Origin of the sequence: Prescottella subtropica (assembly GCF_005434945.1) — a bacterium.
GTDB lineage: Bacteria > Actinomycetota > Actinomycetes > Mycobacteriales > Mycobacteriaceae > Prescottella > Prescottella subtropica.
Genome location: NZ_SKCH01000001.1, coordinates 424,010 through 437,740 on the forward strand (window position 1 = coordinate 424,010; position 13,731 = coordinate 437,740).

12 protein-coding genes are annotated in these 13,731 nt (G+C 68.9%); 8 read left to right on the forward strand and 4 right to left on the reverse strand.

The annotated features are described in order from the left end of the window. Nucleotides 1-216 precede the first annotated feature (216 nt). Nucleotides 217-1,764: an ABC transporter substrate-binding protein gene (locus E0497_RS01935; RefSeq protein ID WP_241665656.1), complete on the forward strand. Its 1,548-nt coding sequence runs from the start codon at nt 217-219 to the stop codon at nt 1,762-1,764. Between the two features lie 78 nt (nt 1,765-1,842). Here the strand turns inward: E0497_RS01935 and E0497_RS01940 are convergent, their stop codons facing one another. Continuing rightward, nucleotides 1,843-2,622: an SDR family oxidoreductase gene (locus E0497_RS01940; protein ID WP_137723073.1), complete on the reverse strand. Its 780-nt coding sequence runs from the start codon at nt 2,620-2,622 to the stop codon at nt 1,843-1,845. Between the two features lie 182 nt (nt 2,623-2,804). Between E0497_RS01940 and E0497_RS01945 the strand changes: the two genes are divergently transcribed. After that, a complete protein-coding gene (locus E0497_RS01945) occupies nt 2,805-3,566 on the forward strand; it encodes an SDR family NAD(P)-dependent oxidoreductase (protein WP_137723074.1) in 762 nt (253 codons plus the stop codon). Between the two features lie 83 nt (nt 3,567-3,649). Here the strand turns inward: E0497_RS01945 and E0497_RS01950 are convergent, their stop codons facing one another. Continuing rightward, on the reverse strand, nt 3,650-4,567 hold the full coding sequence (locus E0497_RS01950; protein WP_137723075.1) for an AurF N-oxygenase family protein: 918 nt from the start codon (nt 4,565-4,567) through the stop codon (nt 3,650-3,652). A gap of 504 nt (nt 4,568-5,071) precedes the next feature. Here E0497_RS01950 and E0497_RS01955 point away from each other — a divergent pair. From E0497_RS01955 to E0497_RS01975, 5 genes are read left to right on the forward strand one after another with little or no spacing between them, the layout of a single operon-like run. Beyond that, the gene (locus tag E0497_RS01955) at nt 5,072-6,646 is read left to right on the forward strand and encodes an ABC transporter substrate-binding protein (RefSeq protein ID WP_137723076.1); all 1,575 of its coding nucleotides are present in this window, start codon (nt 5,072-5,074) and stop codon (nt 6,644-6,646) included. A gap of 16 nt (nt 6,647-6,662) precedes the next feature. Beyond that, a complete protein-coding gene (locus tag E0497_RS01960; RefSeq protein WP_137723077.1) occupies nt 6,663-7,604 on the forward strand; it encodes an ABC transporter permease in 942 nt (313 codons plus the stop codon). Continuing rightward, on the forward strand, nt 7,601-8,488 hold the full coding sequence (locus E0497_RS01965; RefSeq protein ID WP_137723078.1) for an ABC transporter permease: 888 nt from the start codon (nt 7,601-7,603) through the stop codon (nt 8,486-8,488). Before E0497_RS01960 ends, E0497_RS01965 begins: the two co-directional genes overlap by 4 nt. Next, a complete protein-coding gene (locus tag E0497_RS01970; RefSeq protein WP_137723079.1) occupies nt 8,475-9,530 on the forward strand; it encodes an ABC transporter ATP-binding protein in 1,056 nt (351 codons plus the stop codon). The genes E0497_RS01965 and E0497_RS01970 overlap by 14 nt, the downstream gene beginning before the upstream one ends. Then, nucleotides 9,527-10,333: an ATP-binding cassette domain-containing protein gene (locus E0497_RS01975; RefSeq protein WP_137723080.1), complete on the forward strand. Its 807-nt coding sequence runs from the start codon at nt 9,527-9,529 to the stop codon at nt 10,331-10,333. Before E0497_RS01970 ends, E0497_RS01975 begins: the two co-directional genes overlap by 4 nt. Here E0497_RS01975 and E0497_RS01980 read toward each other — a convergent pair. Continuing rightward, nucleotides 10,317-11,882, reverse strand: a complete 1,566-nt coding sequence (locus E0497_RS01980) for an MFS transporter (RefSeq protein ID WP_137723081.1) — start codon at nt 11,880-11,882, stop codon at nt 10,317-10,319. The two genes, E0497_RS01975 and E0497_RS01980, sit on opposite strands and share 17 nt — an antisense overlap. A gap of 90 nt (nt 11,883-11,972) precedes the next feature. Between E0497_RS01980 and E0497_RS01985 the strand changes: the two genes are divergently transcribed. Then, entirely contained in the window at nt 11,973-12,653 is a 681-nt protein-coding gene (locus E0497_RS01985; protein ID WP_170312831.1) for a TetR/AcrR family transcriptional regulator, read from the forward strand. Here E0497_RS01985 and E0497_RS01990 read toward each other — a convergent pair. Then, nucleotides 12,605-13,639 carry an adenylate/guanylate cyclase domain-containing protein gene (locus E0497_RS01990; RefSeq protein WP_137723082.1) on the reverse strand — a complete coding sequence of 345 codons (1,035 nt, stop codon included), beginning with the start codon at nt 13,637-13,639 and terminating at the stop codon, nt 12,605-12,607. The genes E0497_RS01985 and E0497_RS01990 overlap by 49 nt on opposite strands. Nucleotides 13,640-13,731: the final 92 nt, after the last annotated feature.

The window sequence follows — 13,731 nt, forward strand, 5'->3', positions numbered from 1 at the left end:
GGGACGAACGTTTGATCGATATTCGTGATTCACTGCGCGCCTTGCATGTTCGTGCCTATACGATGAGGCACCCACGATCAGGCGCGGACGATGCACGCCTCGGGCGTGCGGTGGGGTCATCGTGTGTTCGACACATTCACGGAGGGTTGACGGTTGACGAGACGAACGTTCGGTCGGCGGTTCGGTGTGGCGGTTGTTGCCACGTGTGCCAGTGCAGTGCTGGTCACGGGCTGCGCCTCGGGCAGCGCCGACGGCGGCAGTGACGGATCCACCCGGTCGGGTGCGGCGCGCATCATCGGGGACCAGGGCGACGGCGGGCCCGTCCAGTCCGGCGGGACGTTGACGTATGCGGCGTACTCGATGCCGGCGAGCCTGGATCCGGCCCGCACCCAGGTCGCCGGTACCACCGGCGGCACCGAGATGGCCGCGATCTACGACCTACTGATCCGGCACGATTCGGCGACGAACGAGTTCGTGCCGCACCTGGCGAAGTCCATGGAGGAGAGCGGGGACCGGCTCACCTGGACGATGAAGCTGCGCGACGGTGTGACGTTCAGTGACGGAACGCCGTTCGACGCGAACGCGGTCGTGGCGAGCATCGACCGGGTGAACCGGAACAAGAGCGCCTACTCGCAGTTGTACATCGCGGCCGTCTCCAAGACGGAGGCCACCGCCCCGGACACCGTGACGTTCACGCTGACCGATCCGTGGAGCGCGTTCCCGGCGATGTTCACGTTCGGGCACGGCATGGTGACCGCCCCGGCGGCCGAGGGTCCGGACGGCAAGTTCACGCCGATCGGTGCCGGGCCGTTCACGCTGGGTGCGTTCAACCCGCCCGAATCGATCGAACTGGTGGCCCGCGACGACTACTGGGACGGCCGTCCGAACCTGGATGCCGTCAAGATCGTCAACATCCAGGGCGATCAGCCCAAGATCGACACCCTGCAGTCCGGTGGCGTCGACATGATCTACCTGCGCAACTCCGACACCGTCAACGCCGCGAAGGGGCAGTTCCCCGGTTACGTCGACCCGGTGAGCCTCGGTCAGGTCCTGCAGATCAACCAGCGTCCCGGCCATGCCGGCTCGGACGTGCGGGTCCGTCAGGCGATCGCCTCCGCGGTCGATCCCGCAGTGGTCGACCAGCGGGCCCGCGGCGGTGAGGGCATGCCCGGCTCGGTGATCTTCCAGGACTGGTCGCAGTGGCACGGTGACGTCCCCGGCATCGCACCGGATCCGGCGAAGGCGCGGGAGTTGCTCGAGGCGGCGAAGGCCGACGGTTACGACGGCAAGGCCACGTATCTGTCGATCGCGGAACCGAATTCGCAGGCGAACGCGCTCGCGATCCAGGCGCAGCTCAACGCCGTCGGCTTCGATGTGACGATCGAGTACGTGCCCAGCGCGACCGACATGGTCAAGCGGCTGTACGTCGACAAGGACTTCGACCTGGGCTACGGCGCGATCAGCCTGTTCGACGCGGCCCCGGAGATCCGTCTCTACAGTGCGGTCGACAGCACGTCGACCAACAACATCAGCGGTGTGAACTCGCCGGAGATCAATGCGGCCCTGGACGCGATCCAGTCGGCCACCTCGCGCGATGACAAGGTGCAGGCGTTCGGGAAGCTGCAGACCCTCGTCAACGAGCAGGTCCCGTTCGTGAACCTCGGCGCCACCGAGGCGTTCGTCGGCTGGGACCGTTCCGTCCACGGTGTCGACCCGAGTCTCGACGGCATCCTGCTGCTCGACGAGGCGTGGATCGCGAAGTAGCAACCGCTGTGGTGGCCGAATGTCACACGCGTTCAGTCCAACTGAACGTGTGTGACATTCGGCCGTGAGCGGGGAGGATCAGAGTTCGGGGTGCGTCGCCATGTAGCGGGCCGGGTATTCGCCGCCGCCGTGGACGGCGATGTCGGCGCCGTTGACGTACGACGACAGGTCGGACGACAGGAACAGGCAGGCCTTCGCGATGTCCGACGGCACCGCCATGCGTTCCATGGGCAGGGTGCGGGTGACGGCGGCGCCGCCGTCCTCGCCGTACACGGTGGCTGCGGCTTCGGTGCGGATCAGGCCGGTGGTGATGTGGTTGACGCGCACCTTCGGCGCCCACTCGAGGGCCAGGGCCTTGGTGAGGGCGAGCAGGCCGGCCTTCGCGGCGGTGTAGGCGGCGGTGCCGGGCTGCGGCTGGTGCGCGGAGACGCTGCCGATGTTGACGATCGCGCCGCCGGTCTCCTGTTCGCGCATCACGAGATTCGCGGCCTGCGCCATGTAGGCGGGGGCCAGCAGGTTGAGGGCGACGATCTTCTCGGTGAACCGCGGCGACACGGTGGCGGCGTCGACGTCGGGGGAGCCGCCGGCGTTGTTGACCATGATGTCGAGGCGGCCGAAGCGGTCGACGGCGTCCTGTACGAGTGCGGTGGCGTCGTCGGGGTTGCGGACGTCCACGGCGCGGAAGGCGGCGGTGCGACCGTCGACGGTGGGCAGCTGCTCGGGCTCGTTGCGGGCGCACACCAGCACGTCGGCACCGGCCTGCAGGAAGTGTTCGGCGATGACGTAGCCGATGCCCTTGGTGCCGCCGGTGACGATGACTGCGCGACCGGTGAAGTCGATCGGATTCGGGTAGTTCATGCGAACTGCCTTTCTGTCGTGATGCAACCCCCGCGCCACGAGGATCGTCCGTGTTCGGAAAAGTTTCCGACGCCAATTTTGCGAAAACACTCGCCACAAGCAAATGCTTGGTCAAGAATAGTCGATTGGAGACCTCCAGCACCAGGTCTTCCCAGTTCACAAGATCTCGAGAGTGAGTACACATGGGCAAGCTGGACGGCAAGGTCGCGCTGATCACGGGCGCCGGTCAGGGCATCGGGCAGGGTATCGCGCTCGCGCTCGCCAAGGAGGGCGTCGCGATCGCGGCGCTCGGACGGACCGCGTCCAAGCTCGTCACCACGGTCGAGCAGGTCGAGGCGCTCGGCGGGAAGGCGCTCGCCATCACGTGCGACGTCACCGACGTCGACGCCATCGACAGCGCCGTCGGGCAGGCCGTCGCCCACTTCGGTGGCATCGACATCCTCGTCAACAACGCCAACGACGGCGGCCCGTCGCCGCTGCTCGCGGTCAAGGACGAGGACTTCGAGCGGTCGTTCGCGACCGGTCCGCTGGCCACGCTGCGCCTGATGCGCGCGTGTCACCCGTCGATGAAGGAACGTGGCGGCGGATCGATCATCAACCTGGTGACGTCCGCGGCGGTGCGCTGGGACGCCAGCAACTACGGCGTGTACGGCGCCATCAAGGAGGGTATGCGTTCGCTGACCCGCGCCGCCGCCTGCGAATGGGGCATCGACGGCATCCGCGTCAACGCCGTTGCACCGCATGCGATGTCTCCCGCCCTCGAGGGGTGGATCAATCGTTTCCCGGAGGAGGCCGAGGAGTTCAAGGCCGGTATCCCGCTGCGTCGCATCGGCGACGCCGAAACCGACATCGGCCGCGCCGTGGTCTTCCTCGTCGGCGAGGACGCCGGCTACCTCACCGGTGCCACCATCCCGCTCGACGGCGGCCAGTCGCGCTGGGGCTGATCCCGGATCGAAAACGCGACGTGCGCGGAACCCGAGGCCTCCCCACCTCGTGCGCCGCGCACGTCGCGCCGTGATCCTGCCCCTCAGAGCAGGTGGACCTTCTTGTACAGCACCTTCGACGGGCCGCCGACCAGGCCGACGCTGTCGAGGAAGCTCATGAGCTTCGCGCCGGACGTGCGGATCTTGTCGTGGTGGTGCTTGTTGGTGCGGGCGGCCGCGACGGCGCGGTCCTTGTCGATACCGGCGTTGGCGTAGACGTCCGGGTGGATCATGGACTTCATGACGAAGTAGACGACCGCCGCGGTGTTGATGCGTTCGACGGCGAGGCGGGCCCGGCTCGCGCCCTGGAGGCGGCGTCCGACCTCCTCGCGGGCGAAGCGGATGTGCCGCGCTTCCTCGAGAACGTGGATCTTGCTGACGGTGCGGGTGATCGGTTGGACGCGCTCGTCCTTCATGAAGTCGCGCTGCATCATGTCGAGGATCTCCTCGGCCGCCATCACGCTCGCATACGCGTTGGCGCCGCGGAAGAAACCGCCCCACAGTCGTCCAGCCTTGTGGATGAACGGGATCGGACCGTAGTCGGGCATCCCGAACTTCTCGCCGGCGCGGGCGAACATCACCGAGTGGCGGCACTCGTCGGCCACCTCGGTGAGCGCGAACTGGACGTGCCGCGAATGCTTGTCGCGGCCGTACACGTCGCGCAGCAGCATCTGCATGAGCAGGATCTCGAACCACAGGCCGACACTCGAGACACTCGCGGCCTCGTGCTTGGTGAGTTCGATCTTCTGCGCGTCGGTCATTTCGTCCCACATCGCGGTGCCGTACAGCGTGCTCCACTCGGGGGTGAGACCGAACTTGTCGTCCGGCAGCGGCGCGGACCAGTCCACCTCGACCATCGGGTCGTACGACTTACGGGCCGACGACGCCAGCAGCCGGCGTGCCGTCTCCTCACGATCGGACACCGGCGGAGCTGTGCGAGTCGACGGAGTCGCAGTGGTCATGACTACCCCTCGTTCTGCCACGGCCGCGGGCGCGGCACGCCATCTGTATGTGACTGATGGTTACTGTTAGCTGAACCATACAATGGCCGCCGTCACAGTGGCAACGGTGAGTTTCCCGGCGCGTGACGGCCCCTCCGTTCAGCTGAAGGGTCCCTTTGTTCGCCACAGGCGCACGAAGGGACCCTTCAGCTGTCGGGGCGGGGTGGCGCCGAGTGCGGCGAATTTCCCCCTCCCGTGAAGCCGCGAAAGATACCGGCGGGTAGTGATGTGACTTGTCACACATCTAACGTTTGCTTCTGTTAGGGTTCTCGCAGCGGCCGAGCAAGCGCTCGATTGCGCTCTGCTGCTTGGTTTTCGGAGGGTGCCGCTGAGGCTCTCCGCTATCGGCGTGAACCGTCCGAACTGGTTGTCAGTCGGGTAGGTGCTCCGCCGCCTACTACTCGATACCGGATTGTGCGTACCCGCGGTCGGTCGTCCGATCGCGGCTGCTCGGGAGGACACAGCATGAGGAACACGATGATCCGCGCGTCGCAGGCGCTGGCGCTGGCCGCGGCCGCGTCGGTGGTGTTGACGGCGTGCGGTGGCGGTGCGTCGTCGTCGACGGCGTCGGGCGGCCCGACCGGCGAACTCGACCCGGCGGCCGTCCTGCGGGTGACGGCCGCGGCACCGACCCGCAACCTCGACCCCTACCTGCAGACCAGCTACGGCGGATGGGGTTACCTCACACCGGTGTTCGACCGGCTCACCGTCGTCGATGCCGACGGGAACCTCGAACCCGGCCTGGCCGAGTCCTGGCAGTTCGCGCCGGACGGCTCGTACCTGGAACTGACGCTGCGCGACGGTGTCACCTTCCACGACGGGACGCCGTTCGACGCCGATGCCGTCGCCGCGAACATCCGGCGCGGGCAGACGATGGAGGGCAGCACGGTCACGGCCGCGCTGAAGAACATCACCGGTGTCGACGTCGTCGACGCCCGCACCGTGCGTCTGCGTCTGGCACCGGGAACCGGTGTCGACCTGCCCGGCGTGTTCAGCTCCAACGTGGGAATGATGGTCAGCCCCAAGGCGATCGCCGACGGTGCCGATCTGCGCAACAATCCGGGACTCGCCGGGTCCGGCGGCTACGTCGTCAGTGCCTACGTGCCGGAGGAATCGGTGACGCTCGCCCGCGCGGAGGGCGCCAACTGGGATCCCGAGGCCGGCAAGCTCGCCGGCATGAAGTTCGAGTGGGTGACCGATGCGAGCACCCGGCTCAACGGCATCAAGACCGGTGCCACCGACCTGAGCTGGGTGAGCTCGGCCAACGAGGTCGTCGAGGCGGGCAGCCTCGGGAAGTCGGGGACCGTCGCCGTCACCGAGGTGCCGTTCCGCAACGTCCTCGGGGTGTACATGCGGTCGCAGGGCGACCTCGCGAAACCCGAGGTGCGGCAGGCGGTGGCGTCGGCCATCGACCCGGAGGCGATCAGTGCCCTGTTCTCCGGCACCTGCACCCCGAGCCGTCAGCTGTATCCGGCGGGTAGCTGGTCGCGGGACGAGTCGTACCGGTACCCCTACGGGTACGACCTCGACAAGGCCAAGAGCCTCGTCCAGCAGGCCGGCGGCGCGAAGGTGCAGTTGACGTTCGCGGCCGGCACCAACACCGAGAAACCCGCCAACGTCATCCAGTCGGCGCTGTCGCAGGCCGGTATCGAGGCCGAGCTCAACCCGGTCCCGAACACCCAGAACGAGCCCCGCTACATCGCGGGCGACTTCCAGTCGATGGTCGCGGGCAGCTTCAGCCCCAAGGTCGACCCGGCCGAGACCGCCGCCACGTTCGTCACCGGCCCCTACGATCTGGCGAACGGCAATCCGCAGATCACGGAACTGGTCACGAAGGCCGCGAATCCCACTCTCTCGCAGGACGAGCGGGCGCCGCTGTACAACCGGATCTGGGATCTGACGCTGCAGGAGGCGATGTTCGTGCCGATCTGCAACCAGACCAACGTCACCGTCTCGTCGCCCAAGGTGACCGGTGCCGAGGACATGCCGTGGGTCAACCTCGGGATCTTCGATCTGCGGCACGTCGGGATGACGAAGTAGCGCGGGGGAGCCGACCATGTTGCGTTACGCGGGCCGGCGGTTGCTGGCGGCGATTCCCCTGCTGCTGATCGTGCCACTGCTGATCTTCCTGTTGATCGACCTGGCGCCCGGTGATCCGGCGGTGATCCTGGCGGGGGAGGAGGCGACCCCGGAGCGGCTCGCGCAGCTGCGGGCGTCCCTGAACCTCGACCAGAACGTGTTCGTGCGGTACCTCGACTGGGTCGGCGGTGTCCTGCACGGCGACCTCGGGACGTCGCTGCTGTCGAACCAGACGGTGAGCGAACTGCTGGTGCGGCGGATGGCGACGACGCTGTCCCTCGTCGGGTTCGCAATGGTGCTGGCCGTGGTGATCGGGGTGGTCCTCGGCGTGCTGGGGTCGCTGCGGCCCGGTGGTGTCGTGGACCGCGCCGTCAACGTGATCGCGTCGGTCGCGATCGCGATCCCCGCGTTCTGGTTCGGTCTGGTGCTGGTGTCGCTGTTCGCGGTGTCCAACCAGATCTTCCCGGCGTTCGGGTACGTGCCACTGTCCGACGGGGTGGTGCCGTGGTTCCAGCATCTGGTGCTGCCGGGTGTGGCGCTCGCGTTGCTGCCGGCGGCGGAGGTGACGCTGCAACTGCGGTCCTCCCTCGGACAGGTGCTGGGCAGCGACTACATCCTCAACGCCAAGGCACGCGGTCTCGGGCAGGCCAGCGTCGTCCTCAAGCACGGTCTGAAGAACGCGTGCATCCCGGTGGTGACGGTCCTCGGGTTCCGGGTCGCGGAGGTCCTCGGCGGCGCGGTGACCATCGAGATCATCTACAGCATGCCGGGCATGGGCAGCCTCGCCGTCAACAGCGTGCAGAACCACGACGTTCCGGTGCTGCTCGGGTTCGTCCTGTTCACCACGTGCGTGGTGGTGCTGGTCAACCTGCTGGTCGACATCTCGTACGGCTATTTCAATCCGAAGGTGCGCGCATGACGACCACACAGCCGACAACCGCACAGCCACAGGAACACTCGGGTGTACCGGCACGCGTGTGGGGGTTCGTCCGCAACCGTCCGGTGACGGTGCTCGCGGGTGTCTTCGTGCTCGCGCTGATCCTGACCGCGCTCTTCGCGCCGCTACTGGCCCCGTACGACCCGTACGCGCAGGACGTCGTGAACCGGCTGCAGCCGCCGTCGTCGGCGCACTGGCTGGGCACCGACGACTACGGCCGGGACGTGCTGAGCCGGTTGATCTTCGGTGCGCGGGTGTCGCTGCAGGCGTCGTTGCAGGCCGTCGTCCTGGCGTTGGTGCTGGGCCTGCCGTTGGGCGTGATCGCCGGCTACCGCGGTGGCTGGGTCGACACCGTCTCGACCCGCATCATGGACGCCCTGATGAGTGCGCCGTCGCTGGTGCTGGCCATCACGATCGTCGCGGTCCTCGGCTCCGGTATCACCACCGCGATGTTCGCGGTCGGTCTGGTGATGGCGCCCCGCTTCTACCGGGTGGCGCGGGCATCGACGATGGACGTGCGCGGCGACACCTACATCGAGGCGTCGGTCGCGTTGGGCTGCAGCACGTCCCGCACGATCGTCCGACACATCCTGCCGAACGTGATGCCCCCGATCGTGCTGGTCATCTCGGTGTCGCTGGGCACCGCGGTCGCCGCGGAGGCCAGCCTGAGTTTCCTCGGGCTCGGCGCGAAACCGCCGGCCGCGAGCTGGGGGTCGATGCTGTCGACGGCGGCGTCGAACATGCAACTCGCCCCGTACCTGGTGTGGCCGCCCGGCGTGATGATCTTCCTGACGGTGCTCGCGTTCACCTATCTCGGCGACGGGGTTCGCCGGACCCTGACGAGGAGCCGCAATGGCAGCAACTGACACACTCACCCGTCCCGACGGTCCCGGTATCGGCTCGGCCGGCCCGCTGCTGCGGGTGCGGGACCTGACGGTCCAGTTCCGGGCCGGCCGCAAGGACTGGGTCACCGCCGTGCAGGACGTCTCGTTCGACGTCGCCGCCGGCGAATCCGTCGCCCTGGTCGGCGAATCGGGATCCGGCAAGACCGTCTCGTCGCTCGCGGTGATGGGGTTGACGGGTGACACCGGCGGCCGGATCGCCCGCGGCAGCGTCGAATTCGACGGACGCGACCTGACGGCCCTGCCGCCGAAACAGTGGCGGTCGCTGCGCGGCAGCGGCATGGGCATGATCTTCCAGCAGCCCATCCGCAGCCTCAACCCCGCTTACACGGTCGGCGACCAGATCGCCGAATCCGTCCGCAAGCATCTCGGTCTCGACCGCAGGGCCGCGATGGCCCGGGCCGTCGAGATGCTCGAGCTGGTGCAGATCCCCCGGGCCGCCGAGCGGGTGCGCGAATACCCGCACGCGTTCAGCGGCGGCATGTGCCAGCGGGTGATGATCGCGATGGTGATGGCGTGCAATCCGCGGCTGCTCATCGCCGACGAGCCCACCACCGCCCTCGATGTCACGGTGCAGGAGACGATCCTGCAGTTGCTGCGGGACCTGCAGGAGCAGACCGGGGTGGCGCTGCTGTTCGTCACCCACGACCTCGGGGTGGTCGCCGAACTGTGCGAACGTGTCGTCGTCATGTACGCCGGCGAGGTCGTCGAGGACGGTCGCGCCGACGACGTCTTCTTCCGCCCGCAGCATCCGTACACGTCGGGCCTGCTGTCGTCGATCCCGCACCCCGGACTCGGCGGCGACCGGCGGCTGACCGCGATCCCGGGACGCATTCCGGCCGCGGGGGAGTGGCCGGCCGGCTGCCACTTCCACGACCGCTGCCCGCACGCCCGCGCCGGACTGTGCGACACCGTGCACCCGGCCCTGACCGACACCACCGCCGACCGTGCCGCCCGCTGCCTGCGGGTGACCGACCTGGACCTGCGAGGAGTGGACGAGCCATGACCCTGCTCGACGTGACCGGCCTGTCGAAGTCGTTCTCCACCCGCCGCGACGTCCTCGGTCGGCGCACCGGGTGGACGCACGCCGTGCGGGACGTGTCCTTCACCCTCGACGCCGGTGAATGCCTCGCCGTCGTCGGGGAATCCGGGGCCGGCAAGTCCACGGTGGGGCGGATGGTGCTGCGGCTGATCGAGGCCGACACCGGCGGAATCGTCTTCGACGGCGAGGACGTGCGCGCCGCGACACCGGCCCGGCTGCGGCAGCTCCGGCGCGGCATGCAGATGATCTTCCAGGACCCGCACTCCTCGCTCGACCCGCGGATGACCGTCGCGGATGCGGTGATCGAACCGCTGATCGTGCACACCGACCTCGACCGGAGTGCCCGACGTCGACGGGCGGAGAAACTTCTCGACAAGGTCGGCATCGGTTCGCGGTATCTCGGACGCTATCCGGCGGAGTTGTCCGGAGGGCAGTTGCAGCGGGTCGCGATCGCCCGCGCGTTGACCCTGGAACCGAAACTCATCGTGTGCGACGAACCCGTTGCGGCCCTGGATGTCTCGGTGCGCGCCCAGGTGCTCAACCTGCTGCGGGATCTGCAGGAGGAACTCGGGCTGGCGTACCTGTTCGTGTGCCACGACCTGGCGCTCATCGAGGTGATCGCCGACCGGGTGCTGGTGATGCGGGCCGGGGCCGTCGTCGAATCCGGGACGGTGGAGCAGATCTACCGCACGCCCCGGGAGGACTACACGCGGCAACTGCTCGATGCTGTTCCGGTGCCGATCCCGCGGGCTACTCGCCGGCGCTGACGGTCACCGGTTCGTCGTCCTCGCACAGTGCCGCGATCCCGCGTCCCCCCGGCGACCAGAGACCGAGTGCGACGGCGCTGACGAGCATGACCCCGCCGAGGACGATCGACGCCTCCTGCATGCCCTGCAGGAACGCCACCTTCGCGAAATCGGCGAGTTGCTCACCCTGCGCCCCACCGAGTTTCGCCACCTCGAGGGCGGCGGCGAGCGAGTCGGACACCGGCCCCTTCGCGGGGGCGGGGGCGACGTCGACGACCGGCCGGATCTCCCGGCCGTAGCCGGCGGCGAGCACACTGCCGGCGAGGGCGACACCGATCGCGGCCCCGATCTCGCGGGCCGCGTCGTTGACGGCCGACGCGACACCCTGCTGTGCGGTGGGAGTGTTCGCGACGATCGCAGTGGTGGCCGGTGCCGTGCACAGGCCGAGGCCGATCGCGGCGACGGTGAGCGGGATCGCGACGTCCCGGTACGAGCTGCCGGCGTCGAGCTGCCCCATCAGTACGAGCGAGACACCCATGACGGCCAGCCCGGTGACGGTGAGGAACCGCAGCCCGGTCCACGGGATGATCCACGGCGCCGCGATCGACAGCGCGAGCACCACGACACCGATCGGGGCGAGGGCCAGTGCGGACTGCAGCGGCGAATAGCCGAGCACCAACTGCAGATGCTGGATGATCAGGAAGAACAGGCCGAACGTCGCGAGGAACTGCAGCGTCAGCGAGGCGGCACCCACCCCGAACGTGCGGTTCCGGAACAACCGGACGTCGAGGAGTGGATGCGCGGTGCGGGCCTCGGCCGCGACGAACACGACCGCGGCACCGAGACCGGTGACGATCGCGGCGAGCACCCACGGATCGAGCCACCCACGTCCGGGCGCCTCGATGATGCCCAGGACGAACAGGCCGATCGCGACGGCGCTGAGCACGGCGCCGCGCACGTCGAACACGAACGACTCGTCGTCCCGCGACGACGGCACCGTGAACGCCGCCACGAACAGCACCGCCGACGCGGCAGCCAGGCCGATGAAGATCGCTCGCCACGACCACTGTTCGAGCAGCAACCCGGACCCGATGAGACCGGCGATGCCGCCGGAGCCGGCGACACCCGACCAGATGCCGACGGCCTTGGATCGTCGTTCGGCGGGGAAGTTCGCGGTGAGGATCGACAGTGTCGCCGGCATGACGAGCGCGGCGCCGGCGCCGCCGACGGCGCGGGCCGCGATGATCGCGGTGGGCGAGTCGAAGAGCACCGGGGCCGCGGCCGCGGCCGCGAACACCGCGAGTCCGATCACGAGCAGTCCGCGTCGTCCGTAGCGGTCGCCGAGCGCGCCGGACGGCAGCAGCAGGCATGCGAGCGCGAGGGTGTAGCCGTCGACGATCCAGGTCAACTGCGACTGGGTGGCGCCGGTGTCGCGGGCGAGGTCGGCCAGTGCGGTGTTGAGCGCGGCCATCGCGGCGACGACGAGCGCGACCGCGCCGCACGCCACCGTCAGCGTCCAGATCTGGCCGCGGGTCATCCGCTCGGCACGTCCGGTCGGGGTGCGATTCATGCGGGCCTCCGTCGTGGGGAGCGGGACTGCAGAAAACGAGACTGACGGTATCGTAAATGAACTGACGGTTTCGCAGGCAGGCGGTGACGGATGAGTTCGGACGTGGATGCGGCGCAGCGGGACCCGCGCAGGGCGCGGTCACGGGCACGGCTGCTCGACGCGGCGACGGCACTGCTCGTGAAGGGCGGCACCGAGGCCGTCACGATCGATGCCGTCACCAAACTCGCGAAGGTGGCCCGCGCGACGCTGTACCGGAACTTCGACAGCGGTACCGAACTCGTGGCCGCCGCATTCGGGAAGCTGATCGCCCCGGCCCCCGAGACGCCGCTGCCCGGGGGGCTGCGCGAGCAGCTGATCGCACTGCTCACCGTGCAGGCGCGGATGATCGAGGACGCGCCGATGCACGTCACCGCGCTGTGCTGGCTGGGCATGGGGCCGGTACTCGACGACGGCGCCCCCGGGCCCGCCGGTGCCACGGACCGCCCGGAGTTCCGGTCGCTGCGCGAGCACGTCGTCGTCCAGTACCGGGTCGCGTTCGACCGGGTACTCGGCAGCGACGAGGCGAAGGAACTGCTCGGCGACTTCGACTTCGACTACGACCTCGCGCTCGCCCAACTCGTCGGCCCGCTCGTCTTCACCCGGCTCGCGACGTTCACGCCGCTCGGCTCGGATGCGTGCGTGCGGATCGTCGACGACTTCCTGACGGCCCGGGCCGCGGACCGTCAGCGTGCGGTCGTCGCCCGGACCGCGAACGCCCGCAGCCGGTTGTAGCCGCGGACCCGCAGCGGTCGCAGCGACCGGAGCGACAGGCCGTCGACGTCACGCAGCGCGTCCGCGAGATCGGCGTCGACCAGTACGGTTCCCGGTTTGGCCGCGCTGGTGAGCCGGGCGGCGATGTTGACGACCGCGCCGAACAGGTCGCCGAACCGCACCAGCACCGGGCCGAGCGCGAGCCCGATCCGCAGGTCCGGCAGGTCCGGGTCGGTGCGTGCCACCTCCTGCAGGGCGAGCGCGATCCGGGCGGCGTCGGACGCGTGCTCGGCCGCGAACATCACCTCGTCGCCCACGTTCTTGATCACCCAGCCGCCGCCCTGCGTGATCACCGCGGTGGTGCGCGACTCGAACTCCTCGAGCAGCGCGCTGAGTTCGTCGACACGGATCCGGCGGGTCAGGCTCGTGTACCCGACCATGTCCGCGAACCCGACGACGAGGGTGCGGTGTGCGGTGTCCTCCCCGACACTCCCGGACCGGCGGGCGGTGGCAGCGGCCAGGTGCCGCCGCCACACGTACGTCTGCAGCGCCTCGACCGTCGGCAGCATCCCGGAGGTGAGGGTGCCGACGGCGGCGCGCAGCGAGTCCTCGTCGACGGTTCCGGCCTGCTCGTGCGCCGCGGCCAGACCGTCGGCCAGGTGCGAATTGAGAACTGCCACCTGCCATTCGGCGAGACGCGACATCGACTGTCCGAGCGCACGGGTGGCCGCGACAGCGGCGTCGGGGGCGAGTGCGCCGCCGTCGACGAACGCCACCAGCAGTCGCAGTGCGTCGGCGTCGGCGTCGGTGAACATGACGGCGTCCGTGTCCGCGTCGACGGCGAAACCCATCGACACCCACAGTCGCTGCGCGCGTTCGAGCGGAATCCCGGCGAGGTCCGCGATCTGGTCACGGGTGTAGCGGCGGGGCCCGCCGAGCAGCGTCTGCTCCACCTCGGACTGGATCAGGCCGAGCACGGCCGGATCGAGGTGCTCGGACAGTTCCACGGCGCTTCCCCTTCGCGACGACGATCGTGTGGTGGATCCGTCCGGAACTGTAGCCGGACGCCGTGACCCGGAACGACTGTCGGAGGTCTGTG

Coding starts and splice junctions, on each gene's coding strand:
- E0497_RS01940 (WP_137723073.1), bottom strand. CDS start 2,622: ATGAACTACCCGAATCCGATCGACTTCACCGGTCGCGCAGTCATCGTC.
- E0497_RS01945 (WP_137723074.1), top strand. CDS start 2,805: ATGGGCAAGCTGGACGGCAAGGTCGCGCTGATCACGGGCGCCGGTCAG.
- E0497_RS01950 (WP_137723075.1), bottom strand. CDS start 4,567: ATGACCACTGCGACTCCGTCGACTCGCACAGCTCCGCCGGTGTCCGAT.
- E0497_RS01955 (WP_137723076.1), top strand. CDS start 5,072: ATGAGGAACACGATGATCCGCGCGTCGCAGGCGCTGGCGCTGGCCGCG.
- E0497_RS01960 (WP_137723077.1), top strand. CDS start 6,663: ATGTTGCGTTACGCGGGCCGGCGGTTGCTGGCGGCGATTCCCCTGCTG.
- E0497_RS01965 (WP_137723078.1), top strand. CDS start 7,601: ATGACGACCACACAGCCGACAACCGCACAGCCACAGGAACACTCGGGT.
- E0497_RS01970 (WP_137723079.1), top strand. CDS start 8,475: ATGGCAGCAACTGACACACTCACCCGTCCCGACGGTCCCGGTATCGGC.
- E0497_RS01975 (WP_137723080.1), top strand. CDS start 9,527: ATGACCCTGCTCGACGTGACCGGCCTGTCGAAGTCGTTCTCCACCCGC.
- E0497_RS01980 (WP_137723081.1), bottom strand. CDS start 11,882: ATGAATCGCACCCCGACCGGACGTGCCGAGCGGATGACCCGCGGCCAG.
- E0497_RS01985 (WP_170312831.1), top strand. CDS start 11,973: ATGAGTTCGGACGTGGATGCGGCGCAGCGGGACCCGCGCAGGGCGCGG.